Origin of the sequence: Dehalobacter sp. MCB1 (assembly GCF_003590275.1) — a bacterium.
GTDB lineage: Bacteria > Bacillota > Desulfitobacteriia > Desulfitobacteriales > Syntrophobotulaceae > Dehalobacter.
Window position 1 is genome coordinate 115,739 of the sequence record NZ_LXPC01000001.1, and the last position, 15,935, is coordinate 131,673.

Annotated in this window: 16 protein-coding genes; 1 reads left to right on the forward strand and 15 read right to left on the reverse strand. The window is 45.9% G+C overall.

Annotated features, from left to right (window positions below; all coding sequences use genetic code 11):
- Positions 1 to 6: 6 nt before the first annotated feature.
- The 13 genes from purH to A7K50_RS00625 all read right to left on the reverse strand — a co-directional run bounded on the left by purH (position 7) and on the right by A7K50_RS00625 (position 12,644).
- Complete coding sequence (gene purH, locus A7K50_RS00565; protein ID WP_165904916.1) at positions 7 to 1,548, reverse strand: bifunctional phosphoribosylaminoimidazolecarboxamide formyltransferase/IMP cyclohydrolase; 1,542 nt, start codon at positions 1,546 to 1,548, stop codon at positions 7 to 9.
- A 234-nt stretch (positions 1,549 to 1,782) separates the two neighbouring features.
- Positions 1,783 to 2,391, reverse strand: a complete 609-nt coding sequence (purN, locus tag A7K50_RS00570; RefSeq protein WP_020492830.1) for a phosphoribosylglycinamide formyltransferase — start codon at positions 2,389 to 2,391, stop codon at positions 1,783 to 1,785.
- Positions 2,388 to 3,404, reverse strand: coding sequence for a phosphoribosylformylglycinamidine cyclo-ligase (gene purM / locus A7K50_RS00575; RefSeq protein ID WP_119774325.1), 1,017 nt, complete (start codon positions 3,402 to 3,404; stop codon positions 2,388 to 2,390). Before purM ends, purN begins: the two co-directional genes overlap by 4 nt.
- Positions 3,405 to 3,427: 23 nt before the next feature.
- Positions 3,428 to 4,828 (reverse strand): amidophosphoribosyltransferase, encoded by a 1,401-nt coding sequence (gene purF / locus A7K50_RS00580; RefSeq protein ID WP_119774327.1) that lies wholly within the window; start codon positions 4,826 to 4,828, stop codon positions 3,428 to 3,430.
- Positions 4,829 to 4,911: 83 nt separating this feature from the next.
- Positions 4,912 to 5,631 (reverse strand): phosphoribosylaminoimidazolesuccinocarboxamide synthase, encoded by a 720-nt coding sequence (gene purC, locus A7K50_RS00585; RefSeq protein WP_119774328.1) that lies wholly within the window; start codon positions 5,629 to 5,631, stop codon positions 4,912 to 4,914.
- A gap of 69 nt (positions 5,632 to 5,700) precedes the next feature.
- Positions 5,701 to 6,999, reverse strand: coding sequence for an adenylosuccinate lyase (gene purB, locus A7K50_RS00590; RefSeq protein ID WP_020492834.1), 1,299 nt, complete (start codon positions 6,997 to 6,999; stop codon positions 5,701 to 5,703).
- A gap of 27 nt (positions 7,000 to 7,026) precedes the next feature.
- Positions 7,027 to 7,521: a 5-(carboxyamino)imidazole ribonucleotide mutase gene (gene purE, locus A7K50_RS00595; protein WP_020492835.1), complete on the reverse strand. Its 495-nt coding sequence runs from the start codon at positions 7,519 to 7,521 to the stop codon at positions 7,027 to 7,029.
- A gap of 295 nt (positions 7,522 to 7,816) precedes the next feature.
- On the reverse strand, positions 7,817 to 8,884 hold the full coding sequence (locus A7K50_RS00600; protein WP_020492836.1) for an HD-GYP domain-containing protein: 1,068 nt from the start codon (positions 8,882 to 8,884) through the stop codon (positions 7,817 to 7,819).
- A gap of 225 nt (positions 8,885 to 9,109) precedes the next feature.
- The gene (locus A7K50_RS00605) at positions 9,110 to 10,036 is read right to left on the reverse strand and encodes an IS3 family transposase (RefSeq protein ID WP_119774330.1); all 927 of its coding nucleotides are present in this window, start codon (positions 10,034 to 10,036) and stop codon (positions 9,110 to 9,112) included.
- The gene (locus A7K50_RS00610; RefSeq protein WP_026156420.1) at positions 9,997 to 10,680 is read right to left on the reverse strand and encodes a helix-turn-helix domain-containing protein; all 684 of its coding nucleotides are present in this window, start codon (positions 10,678 to 10,680) and stop codon (positions 9,997 to 9,999) included. The genes A7K50_RS00605 and A7K50_RS00610 overlap by 40 nt, the downstream gene beginning before the upstream one ends.
- A gap of 122 nt (positions 10,681 to 10,802) precedes the next feature.
- Complete coding sequence (locus tag A7K50_RS00615; RefSeq protein WP_020492961.1) at positions 10,803 to 11,588, reverse strand: ABC transporter ATP-binding protein; 786 nt, start codon at positions 11,586 to 11,588, stop codon at positions 10,803 to 10,805.
- Positions 11,581 to 12,279, reverse strand: coding sequence for an ABC transporter ATP-binding protein (locus tag A7K50_RS00620; RefSeq protein WP_020492960.1), 699 nt, complete (start codon positions 12,277 to 12,279; stop codon positions 11,581 to 11,583). Before A7K50_RS00620 ends, A7K50_RS00615 begins: the two co-directional genes overlap by 8 nt.
- The gene (locus tag A7K50_RS00625; protein WP_020492959.1) at positions 12,276 to 12,644 is read right to left on the reverse strand and encodes a GntR family transcriptional regulator; all 369 of its coding nucleotides are present in this window, start codon (positions 12,642 to 12,644) and stop codon (positions 12,276 to 12,278) included. Before A7K50_RS00625 ends, A7K50_RS00620 begins: the two co-directional genes overlap by 4 nt.
- Before the next feature lie 436 nt (positions 12,645 to 13,080).
- On the opposite strand from A7K50_RS00625, the gene A7K50_RS00630 reads away from it, so the two are divergent.
- A complete protein-coding gene (locus tag A7K50_RS00630) occupies positions 13,081 to 14,535 on the forward strand; it encodes a M20/M25/M40 family metallo-hydrolase (protein ID WP_020492958.1) in 1,455 nt (484 codons plus the stop codon).
- Positions 14,536 to 14,623: 88 nt separating this feature from the next.
- Here A7K50_RS00630 and A7K50_RS00635 read toward each other — a convergent pair whose 3' ends face one another.
- Positions 14,624 to 15,334 carry a 4Fe-4S binding protein gene (locus A7K50_RS00635; protein ID WP_026156620.1) on the reverse strand — a complete coding sequence of 237 codons (711 nt, stop codon included), beginning with the start codon at positions 15,332 to 15,334 and terminating at the stop codon, positions 14,624 to 14,626.
- 162 nt (positions 15,335 to 15,496) lie between these two features.
- A complete protein-coding gene (locus tag A7K50_RS00640; protein WP_020492956.1) occupies positions 15,497 to 15,928 on the reverse strand; it encodes a thioesterase family protein in 432 nt (143 codons plus the stop codon).
- Positions 15,929 to 15,935: the final 7 nt, after the last annotated feature.

Here is a 15,935-nt window from a genome sequence, read left to right on the forward strand (position 1 = left end):
TTATTCTTAGTGCTCAAAATGTCTTCTTCCGGTATGGAGAATAATCATTCCAAGCCTGTTGGCTGTTTCAATCACTTCTTTGTCCCGAATGGAACCACCGGGATGAACAATAGCTTTGATCCCATGGGAATGAGCCAGTTGGACCGTATCCGGAAACGGGAAGAAAGCATCCGAAGCCATATAGGCACCCTGTGCTTTTTCTGCAGCCTGCTCAAGCGCAATTTTGGCCGAGCCGACCCTGTTCATCTGGCCGGCTCCGACACCAATGACCTGCCTTTTCGTTGAAATAACAATCGCATTGGACTTGACATGCTTGCAGGCTTTCCAGGCAAACTCCAGTTCAGCCAGATCATCTTCGGTCGGCTTGGCTTCCGTGACGACTTCCCATTCGGCAGGCGGTGTCGTTCCTTCATCCTCATCCTGAACCAGGAAACCACCATTTACCGTACGGATTTTCCAGCCCCGCGTCTTACAGCACGCTTCCCTGCCAACTGCAAACAAACGAAGGTTAACTTTTGCAGCCAAAATTTCTTTCGCCCGCGGGCTAAAATCTGGAGCAATGACCACTTCGTAAAATTTCTCTTTAATCGCTTCAGCTGTGGCTTCATCTACCACACGGTTAAGTGCAATAATTCCGCCGTACGCCGAGACCGGATCCGCTTCCAGTGCTCTTTGATAAGCTTCCAGCAGTGAGTTTCCAAGCGCAACACCACATGGATTGGTATGTTTAATGATCACACAGACGATCTTGTCATATTCCGCAGCAATCTTCCACGCTGCGTCCATGTCCATCCAGTTATTGTAGGACAGCTCCTTGCCCTGAAGCTGCTGGCCATAGGCAAGTGTCCCCTTCCCAGCCTCTGGGTCCGCGTAAAAGGCCGCCTGCTGCCCGGGATTTTCTCCATAGCGAAGATCCTGCACCTTAGCCGCCACTACACGGAGATGCTGCGGAAAAGAGGCTTTTGTATCGATTTGACCTTCCAGATATCCGGCAATCAGACGGTCATATTCCGCCGTATGCGCAAACGCTTCGGCTGCAAGTTCTTTGCGCAAGGCCAATGGGATGCCACCGTTCTCCCTGAGGCTCTCAAGCACCCTGCCGTAGTTTTCCGGATTGACGATAATAGTTACTCTGTTGTGATTTTTCGCAGCCGAACGGACCATGGTCGGTCCGCCGATATCAATATTCTCGATCGCTTCTTCGAAGGTAACCCCTTCTTTAGCAATTGTTTCTCTGAAAGGGTAGAGATTTACGCAAACTAAATCGATAAAATCGATTCCGTTTTCCGCGCACTGAGCCCGGTGTTTCTCAGTATCAATGGCGAGGATTCCGCCGTGAATCTTCGGATGGAGGGTTTTAACCCTGCCATCAAGGATTTCCGGAAACCCTGTAATTTCACTTACATAACGAACAGGAATATCCGCTTCTTTCAATGTCTTATACGTACCACCTGTTGAAATCAGTTCAAAGCCCTCGGCAACAAGGCCTCCGGCAAATTCTACGATACCTGTTTTGTCTGAAACACTGATCACTGCTTTTTTCACCATCATGTCAACCCCCTATCATCATTCCTCGGAGACTTCCTCAGAACAATCCTAAAATTATCCTTTAGAACCCCGAATAATCCTTAAATGCGCCGATACATTCGTGCCAGCTCAACCCTAAATCTTATACATCCTGGCGGCATATTTCTCGTAATACTGCATTGTCTTGCAGCTCCTTGCTTTACAAGAAATCTGCTCGCCATTTATGATAATTTAGGGTTGACAAGGTACTCGCAATTATGAATCTCTGAGGACAATCACTCTTCTTCCCTCTCTTTTTATCTTCCCATTCACAATAAGTCTGACTGCCTCTGGATAGATGGTGTGCTCAACTTTCAGAATTCTTGCAGCCAGCTGATCGGCATCATCCTCAGCAAAAACCGGCACCGCCTCCTGCAGGATAATCGGTCCAGAATCCATTCCCTCGTCCACAAAATGCACCGTGCAGCCGCTGACTTTAACACCATATTCTACTGCCTGTTTTTGGGGATGTAAGCCAGGAAAAGACGGCAGCAGCGAAGGATGGATGTTCAGAATGGGATATTTGGCCCTGCGGATAAAATCCGGGCTTAACACCTGCATGTAACCGGCCAGAATCAGCAGTTCCGTATCAATGACTTCAAGCCAGTTTAAGATATCCGTTTCCTGAGAGTTCTTGTCCGCATAGCTTTCCCTCGGAAAGGTACGGATCTGAATACCGGATTTTTCTGCCCTAACCAGAGCTTTTGCGTCTATTTTATTCGAACCTACGCCCACAAATTCTACAGGAAGCCGTCCATCCTGCCATTCGTCCAACAAGGCCTGCAGGTTGCTGCCACGCCCTGAAGCGAGTACGGCAACTTTCATCGATAACTCACTCCTTGTCCAGAAATCACACTGCCTATCCTGACCGGCTCTTCCCCGTTTCCAACCAGAATATCCATGGCCTGTTTTTCATTTTCAGGATGAATGACCAGGACAAAGCCAATTCCCATATTAAACGTCCTTAACATCTCCGGATCTTCAACCTTGCCAAGTTTCTGCATCAATTGAAATACCGGCGGAATTTGCCATGCAGAAGTGACAATCTCCGTTCCAAGTCCGGACGGCAGAATCCTTGGAATATTTTCAGTCAAACCGCCGCCGGTAATATGTACCATACCGGGAACAGCCATCTTATCCAGAAGGGCCAGCACTGACTTTACATAGATCCTGGTCGGGATAATCAGTACCTCCCCGAGTGGCCTCCCGAGTTCCGGGAACACCTTGTCAAGCGGGTATTCCGCAAAAATCTTGCGGACAAGAGAAAAGCCGTTGCTATGCAGTCCGCTGGACTTCAGACCTAAAAGGATATCCCCTTCGCGGATGTCCGAACCGTCGATCAGCTTGTCCCGGTTCACCGCACCGACAGCAAAGCCGGCAATATCATATTCTTCTTCAGCGTAAAAGCCGGGCATCTCAGCAGTTTCGCCGCCAATGAGTGCACAGCCTGCCAGACGGCAGCCTTCAGCCACACCGCCTACGATGGAGGCAATTCTTTCCGGAACCAGCTTTCCTACCGCAAGATAATCGAGGAAAAACAATGGCTCGGCACCCTGGACCAGAACATCATTCACGCACATCGCAACAGCGTCCTGGCCGATGGTATCATGCTTATCCAACTGAAAAGCCAGGCGCAATTTTGTTCCGACACCATCCGTACCGGAAACCAGCACGGGGTCAGAATATTTCTGCAGATCCAGGCTGAACAATCCGCCAAATCCGCCGAGTCCCCCTAAAACTCCGGGCCGCCAGGTTGCAGCTACTGCAGGCTTAATTTTCTCCACAGCTTCATTTCCGGCCTGGATATCCACACCGGCATCTTTATAGGTAATTCCCATGATTACTCCCCCTAACGGTTCGTTTAACACTCCATGTCTTCTTTAGAGAACTTCTTCGGAACAGTGGTCGGATAATCACCGTTAAAACAGGCCAGGCAAACTGGATCACTGCCTAAAGCCTTTTTCAGCCCTTCCTCCGACAGATAGTACAGGGTGTCCGCTCCTACAAACTTACGAATTTCATCAATGTTCATTTGATTGGCAATCAATTTTTCCCTTTCAGCTGTATCGATGCCATAATAACAGGAATACTTCACCGGAGGTGAGCTGACCAGTAGATGAACCTCCTTGGCGCCGCATCCTTTGACCATCTCGACGAGCTTGGAGCTCGTTGTCCCTCTGACAATCGAATCATCAATCATCACAACCCTACGTCCGCGGATGACCTGTTTGTTGGCATTCAGCTTAATCCGGACAGCAACTTCTCTTAACTCCTGCGTTGGCTGAATGAACGTCCGTCCAACATACCTGTTTTTGAGCAGCCCCTCCTCAAAAGGGATACCCAGCGTTTGGGCATAGCCCAGAGCGGCCGGCGTCCCGGAGTCTGGAACCGGAATAATCACATCAGCCTCAATCGGACATTCTTTCGCCAGCTGAACACCCATTTGCCTCCTGCTTTCCCAGACATTCAGATTATCCAGCGTACTGTCAGGCCGTGCGAAATAAATATATTCAAAAGAACAGGGAGCAATCCGTTCCTGCGGCGTACCCAAACGGGTATGAAGTCCTGTTTCGTCAATTGTCACGACTTCTCCTGGTTTAACGTCCCTGACAAATTCCGCGCCGATCGTATCAAGTGCACAGCTTTCCGAAGCAAAACAGTACCGTTCTCCCAAACGTCCGATGCACAAGGGCCTCAGACCATGGGGATCTCTCGCCCCGACAATTTTGTCTTCAGCCATAATTAGCAGTGCATAGGCTCCTTTGATGTCAATCATCGTTTTGATAATTGCATCTTCCAGGCTATGCCTGCGGTAACGTGCAATCATATTCAGAATGACTTCGCTGTCAATGGTTGTCTGAAAGACTGTTCCCTGACTGCCAAGTTCTTGTCTGATTTCTACGGCGTTCGTCAGATTCCCATTATGTGCGAGCGCCATCATCCCATTCTGAAAGTGAACAACCAGCGGCTGTGCATTCGATAACAGACTTGAACCCGTTGTTGAATACCGGACATGTCCGATCGCCATTTTCCCTTGCAGACCTGCAAGCAAATCAGGCGAAAATACCTCGGATACCAAGCCCATTCCTTTTTCTACAACGATTTTTCTTCCATCGGAAACAGCAATCCCCGCACTTTCCTGTCCCCTATGCTGCAGCGCATAAAGGCCATAATAAGTCAGACGGGCAATTTCCTTTTCAGGAGCAAAAATTCCGAAGAGACCACACTCCTCTTTGGGCTTGTCATCCCAGAACAAATCCACAGTCAAGGACTCCTTTCATCTACTGTCATATACTGTCTCTGTCCCTAGCAATTATGTTTTAGTATCGTATTTTAGTGATCGCTTTAAGCATTTTCTACGGCGTTCTTCAGACGGGTATATACTTCGGCATACGCTTCTTCAATCTTGCCGAGATCGCGGCGGAAACGGTCCTTATCCAGCTTTTCTCCGGTATCTTTGTCCCAGAAGCGGCAGGTGTCCGGAGAAATCTCATCTCCGAGCATAACTTTACCGTCAATCAGACCAAACTCCAGCTTGTAGTCAACCAGATCAATCCCAGCCTTGGCAACAATTTTGTTCATAAGCTCATTGACCTTCAAAGCAATTTCTTTCATTTTGTTGATTTGTTCGATCGTTGCCCATCCCATCGCAATCGCATGGGTTTCATTAACCATCGGATCACCGAGCGCGTCATCCTTGTAATAAAGCTCAAGTACAGGAGAAGCCAGAGGATAACCCTCTTCTTTGCCAACCTTCTTCACGAGACTGCCGGCTACAATATTACGGACAACGATTTCCAGCGGAACCATCTGCAGGCGGCGAACAATTTGTTCTCTGTCATTTAAAAGCTCAACAAAATGTGTATCCACGCCGTTTCTTTGAAGATAGGAAAACATCATTGCGGACATCTTATTGTTGATGATCCCTTTATCAACAATGGTGCCCTTTTTTATCCCGTTAAAGGCAGTTGCATCATCTTTATACTCGACCCAGAAAACATTTTTGTCATTCGTATCATAGATTTTTTTGGCTTTGCCTTCATACAGCATTGCAAGCTTTTCCATATCATAACCCTCCAGTATTCAATGTCTAAATTAACACCGATATTCAATTTTAATCGTTTAATAAACCGTTTATTTCAGTAGCCCGACTCTGCGGAAAATATAGTCAATGTTTTTCGTATGATACTCATAATCAAACAGCGCATCGACTTCTTCTTTGGTTAGGAACTGCATGATCTCAGCATCCTGAAGCACATAATCCTTAAACGGTACTTTGGTGTCCCAGGCTCTCATTGCATTTTTTTGTACCAACGCGTAGGATGTCTCCCTGCTCATGCCCTTATCAACCAGCGATAGCATAACCCTTTGGGAAAAGATCAGGCCATAGACCTTTTCAATGTTTGTCATCATCTGTTCCGGGGACACTCTTAATCCTTCCAAAGTCTGAATCATCTTATGCAGCATATAATCCAGTGCAATGGTGCTGTCAGGAAGGATCACGCGTTCAGCTGAGGAATGGGATATATCTCTTTCATGCCAGAGTGCGACATTTTCAAAAGCGACCTGAGCATTTCCGCGGATTAGGCGGGCCATTCCGCAAATTCTTTCCGAAATAACCGGGTTTTTCTTATGCGGCATCGCTGAAGAGCCTTTTTGTCCCTTGCCAAAAGGTTCTTCCACCTCGTGGACGTCCGTCCGCTGCAGATTACGAATCTCGGTCGCAATCTTATCAAGTGAAGAAGCGATTCCGGCCAACACACCTACATAGAATGCATGCCTGTCCCGCTGGATAATCTGGGTTGATACTGGAGCCGGCTTTAAGCCCAGGCTCTCACAGACCCATTCTTCCACGGCAGGATCAACGTTCGCAAACGTGCCAACTGCACCTGAAACCTGGCCTACCCGGATCTCTTCGCGCGCATATTTCAGCCGCTCTTTCTGCCGTTTCATTTCGTCATACCAAAGTGCGAATTTCAGGCCGAATGTAATCGGTTCGGCATGAATCCCGTGTGATCTTCCCATTTGCAGCGTATCTTTGTATTCGAGGGCTTTTCTGCCCAAAACATCAATCAGCTTATCCATCTTCTCGAGCAGGATATCGGAAGCCTCAACCAGCTGCAGTGAGAGCGATGTATCCAGTACATCGGAAGAGGTCAGTCCAAGATGGATATATTTAGCTTCATCGCCGACGTTTTCAGCGACATTGGTCAAAAAGGCCAGAACGTCATGCTGGGTGACTTCTTCAATTTCCTTGACCCTGTCCCAGGAAAAAGCGGCCTTCTGACGAATCACTTCGACAGCCTCTTGCGGGATCTTTCCTTTTTTCGCCCATCCTTCGCAGGCTGCAACTTCTATCTTCAGCCATAGCGTTAGACGGTATTCATCTTTCCATATTCTCCCCATAGCGGGAAGCGTATACCTTTCTATCACAGAAATTCTCCTTTATCTTAATATTTTCTAAACTTTCAGTTTATCCTGAAGCGCACTATCCTTGGCTTCAACATCTGCTGCCATTTTTTGTCTAAAAGCTTTTAGCTGGTTCTGCAGTTCCAGATCAGCTATCGCCAGCATTTCTACAGCTAAAAGCGCTGCGTTGCGGGCACCGTTGATCCCGACCGTGGCGACCGGGATGCCCGGAGGCATTTGCACAATCGCATAAAGCGCATCGACCCCCTCCAAAGCGCCACTCTTGATCGGGACACCAATAACAGGGAGCGTCGTGGCTCCGGCGATCACACCTGGAAGATGCGCGGCCATACCGGCTCCGGCAATAATCACTTTTCCTCCCTGCTTCTCAAAACTTTCCACCCATTCCACGGTTCTTTTCAGCGTGCGGTGAGCAGAAGATATTTTCATTTCAAAGGGTACTGAAAATTGCTGCAGAATTTTTGCTGCTTCCTCCATGATGGAAAAATCAGAATCGCTGCCCATGATTACACCAACAGAGATCATTCGTTCATTTCCTCCTTTAGATGCTTTTTCTTATTTGTGAGCAGAAATAATCACAAATCCACAATAATTATCTGCAATAAATTCTAAACATATTTTACCCGACAACAAATACAGGGTCAATCAGAATCCGAACATTATTTTGTTTTTTTGTTCTAATGTTCGGAATATAACCAAAATAAGAGACCTCCCACAGCAATGCTACGAAAGGTCTCCCTATCGTGTTCATACATTTAGGCCTTGGATATTCATATTCTTGCCGCCTTCGTTCCAATTTTCGTAGAGAAATAATACTTCATCAATGATCCACAATGCTGGTGATCATCGTAGATAAATGCTTGGATAAATCTAGGTCATCTGGATTGTCCAGGGCCTGATCGCCTTGAGCAATTACCCTGACCACCGGTCTTGTTGGCAAAATAGGGTTTTGTTTGATAACAACACCGCGCAAACCATTGCTAAGCTCTATACCGGTTCCTACCGGATACGGCGCCACAGACTGAGCAAAAATGCAAACGATTTCAGGGTCAAACTGCAGCCCCGAATGAACAATGACATATTCGTATGCCAGGTAAGGCGGCATTGCATCGCGATAAGGACGCTTGCTGGTCAAAGCCTCATACACGTCGGCAACAGAGGCAATCCTGGCGTATTCATGAATTTCATTCTCTCTTAGCCCCCTGGGGTAGCCTCCGCCCTTCCATTTTTCATGATGCTGCAGCGCAACATGGGCAGATAGGATGCTGAAATCGCGGTTTCCGCGGATATATTCGTAACCATATAGCGGATGGGCCTTAATCTGCTGGAATTCTTCTTCTTCCAATTTACCTTTTTTGTTCAGAATTTCTTTCGATATTTTTGTTTTTCCGATGTCATGCATCAGAACTCCCATCCCAAGCTCCAAAAGCTGATTTTGCGCAAAGCCTTTGCCGATTCCGAGCATCAAAGCCAAGACTGTGGTATTGATCGAATGATGATATGTATATTCGTCGTAGCCATTAATATCAGTCAGATTACTGAGGATATCAGAACTGTGCAACAAATCCTGAACAAGATTCAGAACCGCATAACGGACTGAATCCGCATCTATCTCCGCCTCCGGATTTTTCTCCAGTTCATCGGTAACCCCCCGAACCGCATTATAGGCAATTTCTTTGGTCTTGTCCGTAATGGCATAACCGATTTCAATATCTTGAAATCGTTCATCTTGAATGAATACCATATCGTAGCCGATATCTTTAAGCTTTGACAGATAATTCTTATCGAGTGCGACTCCTTCACCGAGAAGGATCCTACCGTAGGAGTTTCTTATCGGTTTGGCCAACAAAGATCCTTCCTGAACATATTTGATATTGACTAACCTCATGTGTACTCCTTGTTATCAAGATTAAGGGTGCTTTGACTGGTGTAATTATACCATTAAAATGACGATGAAACCAAGACATTTGTATCCTGCGCGAGCATTGTCTTATACTTATTATACACGTAGAAAAAAGCTGCTGCAGACACCTTGAACTGCACCCTGTCAAGTAGACAGATGAAAAAGTAAAACCGTTTTCACTGGACTCCGTCAGAATGGGGTCCAGTTTTTTTATGCAATGTTTTCAAGCAACTGGCGGTAAGTCATTGGAGACATTCTGTTCAGCTTCTTTTGCCGGCGTTCGTAATTGTAGAAATAAATGTAACTCTCAATGGCTGCTACCAGGCTGTCGCAATCCTTGAATTTGCCAAGGTAGTACATTTCGCATTTCAGAATGCCCCAGAACCCTTCAATGGGACCGTTGTCGATGCAGCGCCCCACGCGCGACATGCTTTGTATCATTCCCGCCTTGTCTAGTCTGGTCTTGAATCGCTTACTTGTATATTGAAGGCCCCGGTCACTATGAAAAATTGGGTGGGCATTCGGGTATTTAGCAACAGCCAAATCAAAGGTGTCAAAAACGAGCTGGTTATTGTTACTACGGCTTATGGCAAAAGATATAACGCTTTTGTCTTTAAGGTCGAGGATTGCGCTCAAATAAAGCTTTGCATTATCTCCGTACTTAAATTCTGTGACATCCGTCAGCCACTTCTCGTTAAGCTTTTCTGCCGTGAAATTACGGTTCAGAATGTTCTCTGCCGTAACTTCCGGCGTAGAACGTCGGTATTGTGGACGTTTCCTTCGAATAATAGCTTTTAAGCCCACCAATTGGGCAAGCCGGTATATACGCTTGTAGTTGTATCCGGCCTCATATCTGGCATTGAGTTCATCTGCCAGTCGCCTGTAGCCGTATATCCCGTTAAATTCAGCGTAGAGATATCCAAGTTTGTGAAGCAGATCTTCGTTCTCATACTCACGGGCGCTCTTACTGCGGTGGAGCCATTTATAATAGGATGACCTGTTCAGGTCTAATATCCTACAAACGTTCTCTACTGGGTATGCTTCTTTTTCATGCAGTTCCTTTATAGCCAGGTAAAGACTTTCCTGTCGAACGCCGCTTAGCCCCGCCTCCCTTCGATCTCTCCGACCTTTTTTAATACAGCAATCTCCATTTCTTTCTGTTTGTTCTCAGCTTTGAGCATCTTGTTTTCTGCTCGGAGACGGTCAACCTCAGTCATTTCATCCAGTGACTTGCTTTTACCACGCTTGTCGATAAGGCCATTTACACCTTTTTCCTCATACTTTCGTACCCAACTATATATCTGCTGGTAGGATACCCCATACTTCTCGGCTGCTGCGTCATAGTCCTTACCTTTGGCTATGCAATAACTGACAATTTCTATCCGCTCCTCTAACATGGTCACACGTCCTTTGGTCATATAGCTCTCTCTCCCTTGGCCTCCGGTAGCCCCAAAATCTTTATGACCATTATACAATGTTATCCAATCTTGGAGTTGCTTCTTACTGCGGATGCTATATCTTTTACATATCTCCACTTGGCTTCCTTCGCCCCGGAGGTGCGCCTCTACTGCTGTATTTTTTAGTTCCACGCTGTATCTATTGTTCGTATGTCCAATTGCCAGTCCTGATGGACCCATGGCCTCATAATTGGCTATCCATTGTTGAAAGCTGGCCTGACGTACTCCATATTCCTGCGCTAGGCTTTTCTGACTTCCTTCTCCTCGCTTGTATTTTTCTACTGCTTCCAATTTCTTGTCATAACTAATTCCTCTTCTTCCCATAGAAAAACTCCCCTTTGCGTAGTCCTGAATTTTTATTATTTCAGGTGTCTACTCAAAGGGGAGCATATCACCTTTGTCTGAGCAGCTTTTTTTGTTATTCATTATTTGAGATATTTCTTCTATCACATATCCATTTTATTCTCAAGCAAGTAAGCGGAGACACCAAAGAAAACGGCACCCAGCACCACCTGAATCAAAATTTGAATCGAAAGAAATGTATAACTTGGCACTCCTGGACCGATCATCGAATTGGCATTAAAGATATCTGCTGTCAACGTGTTTGTTATGGCACTATCAGCCCAGGCTAACAGCATAAAGATGATGAAGCTGATCAAACCGCCGAATTTCCTCTCAGCAAGAATGCTCTTACGAATGGATATGGCAGCATAGATCATTAAAAACAGGCCCACAATCGATACAAACATCATCAACAGACTCACTGTAAAATAAGAAGTCAGATTAACCCCTTCCAGGTGAACTTGACTGATGACCTCAGAAAAGAGATCACTCCCGACCAAAGTCCGCAGAGGTTCTCCATAAAACCCTATAAAATTTCCCGCAAGCAGCAGAATATAGACCAGTAGAAACAGTAATCCTTCCAATATTGCAGTAATAACCTTGCTCCCAAGGATCTTGTAGCCAGTGTTCGGCGTCAGCATAAACATATACCCCGTCTTATGATCAAGATCGCGGCTGTACATCATAATCACATCAATAATATACAGCACAAAAAAGATGCCAAGTATTCCCGAAAAAAATGCCCCCAGTACGATCATCTGTTCTTCGGGTGTATGCGCACCGATTTGTAGCTTCACCAAAACAAATGCATTCAGGATCAGGACAATGGCCATAAAAATGCCCAACACCCTCCATTTTCGGATAAATTCATATTTAATCAGATTAACCATGGTAAACCTCCTTATACAATGCCTCAATTGAACAGGATTTCTCCAGTCTGAATTTTTCCGCGTCACCAGCCAAGACGACCGTTCCGTGATCCAGGAAAATTACTTCATCCAGAACCGTTTCCAATTCACTGACCAGATGGCTGGAAATGATCACTGCACAGTCATCACAGAACGCACCCATGATCATCTTTATAATTTTTTCCCTGGAAATCGGGTCGATTCCATTCAGAGGTTCGTCCAGCAGATATAGCCTGGCCTTCCGGGCCATCGTCACGGACAGCTTGAGTCTGGCTTTCATGCCTGTAGACAGGCTGCTGACCTTCATATCTTCCTGCAACTCCATAAAGGTTAAATATTCCAGTGCTTTATTCCGGTCAAAGTCTTCATACATGTCGGCATAAAAATCAAGGATCCTATTAATTTTCATCCAGCCGAACAGATAATCATCCGTCGGCATAAAAGCCGTGCATTTTTTGGTTTCCGCTCCGATCGGATGACCGTTAACAGTCATTCTGCCGGAGGTTGGCTTAAAAAGTCCCGCAGCAATCTTGAAAAAGGTAGTCTTCCCACTGCCGTTAGGCCCGAGCAGCCCGTATACTTTGCCCTCTTCAATCTCCAGATCCAGGTCGTGCAGTGCCTTGTTCCGAAAAAATCCTTTGCTGACATTTTCAGCAATCAATACAGATGTCATTGAACAGCCTCCTTATCCAGCCTGCTTTTTATCAGCGCTATCATTTCATTGGATGAGAATCCGAGTTCCTGCATCCCTTTGACAAAATTCCTAATCATCTCTTCGGCCATTTCCCTCTTCATATTTTCCACCTTTTCTTTGGATTCTGTGATAAATGTCCCGACTCCCCGCTTCGTAAATGTGATGCCTTCCCGTTCCAGCTCCCCAAAAACCCGTACCATGGTATTGGGATTCACATTTAGGTTCTGGGCATATTCCCTCGCAGAAAGCAGCTTCTCCCCTAAGTCCAGTTTGCCATGGATAATATCCTTTTTAATATGGTTCATGATCTGAACATAGATGGGTACATTGTTTTCAAAATTCACATGCTCACCTCTATTCACAGTACTAGTTTACTATTTATATAGTACACTAGAACAGCAAGCCTGTCAAGCGATTCTCCGCGAATGATTCAATGGCCGTCAAAAAAACCGATTAACATTGCTGAAGATCGGTCTTTCCAGATAAGATATAATTAAGATGTAGTTTATGAACCTATTTAGCTTGCAGTTGTCTATCACTTTGCATGATGTGGTTTAGAACCCATTTAAAGATAAAATTGAATATTCTTCTGTCCGCTCTAACATTTTCTTCCACTCCTTTTTATGTTTAAACAACGCGTATAAAGATCATAATTCTTTATAAGTGTCAAATCCCCTTCCGTTGAATTTTGCACGTCAGATTAAGGTATACGAAAACATGAAAACCAAGTCTAAAAAATATAATAATTGAAATGATAGGAGAGCTATTGATAGGAGAATTATGGACAATCTTGAGCAGATTATCGCGTCACAGCAAGAAGATATGATCAAATCCCTCCAGAAATGTCTCAGAATCAAAAGCATTACAGGCCAGCAAGATGGGGTCATCGAAGTTTTGGAATTCTATCTCGGTCTCGCTCAGAAAATGGGCTTTAATGCCTCTAATTTGGATAACCTGGGTGGGATCATCGAATTCGGGCAGGGAGATAAGACCATTGGCATGATCGTCCATCTGGACACAGTTCCCGAGGGAACCGGCTGGAATCATCCCCCTTTCGAAGGATATCTTCAGGATGAAAAAATCTTTGGGCGGGGAGCAATTGATGATAAAGGACCGGCGATCGCCGTGCTCTATGCGCTGAATGCAGTCAAAACGGCCGGAATCCATCCCTATTGCAAAGTACAGATCATTATTGGTCTGGACGAGGAAAATGTCTGGAATACGACGCCTAAACTGCTCGAAAAAATTAAAGAACCGGATTTTTCTTTTGTGCCTGATTCCGTGTTTCCGGTTGTCTGTGCCGAAAAAGGACTACTCTGGCTGGAGTTGAAAAAAGAATTCCGGAAAGATACAAATCAGCTGGACGGCCAGCAGGGCCATAAGAACCGGCAGAGCCTGCAGAATTACCAGAACCGACAAAACGGGCGCTCTTCCATGACAGTGAAACAGCTTTCCGGCGGAGCAGATTCCCTGAATATTGTCCCTGACTTTTGCGAGGCAGTCCTGACTGCTGATCTGAGTCAGGTCCAAAGTGTCCGCCAGGCGTTAAAAACTTTTCTTGCTGAGACCGGGTATGACCTTCAAGCTGAGGAGCACGAGGAAGGACTCAAGCTTATTTCCCGCGGTAAGTCCGTCCATGCCTTTAACTGTCAGGAAGGCAGCAATGCAATCTCCCAGCTCATCGTATTTCTCAGCAGGCTCCATATTGATGAAGATCAAAAAAACTTTATCAGGCTCTATGCTGAGAAAATTGGCATGCAATGCTTTGGCGAAGCCCTGGGCCTTTATCTTGAGGATAAGCTGACCGGGAAGCTTACGTTAAGCCCCGGTTATATCCGGATGGATCCGGCTTCCGTCAACCTGAAAATGGATCTGCGCTTTCCGTCCGGCCATCACCTGAAGGAAGTCCGGTCTCTTGTGGAATCAGCATTCGCTGTTTTCCAGGCAGATCTTGCGGTTTTGGATGCGCTCGAGTCTTTGAATTTCCCAGAGGATGACCCGCATATTCGTAAACTGATTCAGGTATACCAGGATCATACCGGAGACAAAGAAGCCCATCCCCTTGGGATGGGCGGTACTACCTTTGCCAAAGCATTTCAGCGGGCGGTTGCGTTTGGTCCTTCCTTCCCCGGAATGCCCAAAATTGAGCACCAGCCGGATGAATATATCGGAACGGATCATCTGATTAACTGCACGGAGATTTATGCCCGGGCGATCGTCGAACTAACCCGGTGAACCAATGTATCTCAGCTTCCCTGCAGGTGAATGCTCCCTTGATTGGCATGCCCGAATCCTTTTTTCGTTTGCATCTAAAAAAAGCGAATTACAAGATATTTCCCTGTGAATCGATAATGACTTCGTCGTACGGCACCGAAATGCCGGCCTGGACCATGGCTGTTTTTACAGCCCGTATAATCCCGGAACAACATGGTACATCCATTCGGACCACCTTGATACTCTGCGGATGATTGATTCTGATGATTTCCGTGATCTTTTCCGTGTAATAATCATTATCATCAAGTTTGGGACAGCCAATCAGCGTGATTCTGTCCTTCATGAACTTCTCATGGAAAGAAGCATAGGCATAGGCAGTACAGTCCGCCGCAATCAGCAGATCAGCATTTTGCAGGTAAGATGCCTGCGCGTTAATCAGATTCAGCTGAACCGGCCATTGCCTGAGTTCCGAAGGGCGTTCAGCCCCGATGTCTCCGGAATCCTGTTTTTTCTGGTCAGCGGGTATTTTTTTGATCATTGCGGCCATGGTGCCTGGGCAGGAACAGCCGGATTTTTCTTTCTTTCGGGTGAGTTTCGCTTTAACCAGCTCTTCATTATAGTCTGCGGCTTCTCTTTCGATAATCTGAATTGCACCTGTCGGACATTCCGGCAGGCAGTCGCCGAGTCCGTCACAATATGCATCACTGACCAGAACGGCTTTATCATGAACAAGCTGCAACGCGCCTTCATGACAGGCGTTTACACACAGTCCGCAGCCATTGCACTTTTTCTGATCGATTTCGATAATCTTTCTAATCATTTTTATCACCTTTTTCCTTGATTTTCTGTTATTTGGCGTATCTTTACTCTAGCGCAATAATGATTAAAAATCGGTAACCTGCGTTACAACAACTCCGATAATAAACACCAAATAAAGACAAGAAAGTCAATTCAAAAAGGACCTGGCATCAAAAAATGATCGTTATAACTTCTTCTTGATTTCTTCGTAGCGGCGAAACCATTCAGGAAATACTTTTTTGAATTGGACAGGCTTAAAATTGTCTTTCCGGACCAGAATATGTTTCGTGGTTCCTTCAGCGCAGACTTCACTGCTGCCGTTAACAACCTTGTAGCCGTATACCGTCCACAAACCCTGATTTTCTTCGACCCAGGTTTTCACAAACACACGCTCACCGTAGTGTACCGCTTTTTTATAGGTTACTTCGACTTGATAGACCGGAGCATAATACCCGGCTTCTTCCATATCCAGATAATGATACCCGGCATCTTCGACCAGCTGGCATCTTCCGAGTTCAAACCATTTCAGATAGTTGGCGTGGTAGATTACGCCCATCATATCGGTGTCGGCATAACTTACCTGGATTTCTTTTGTCGAAATCAAATATGGTTCCATTTCTTTC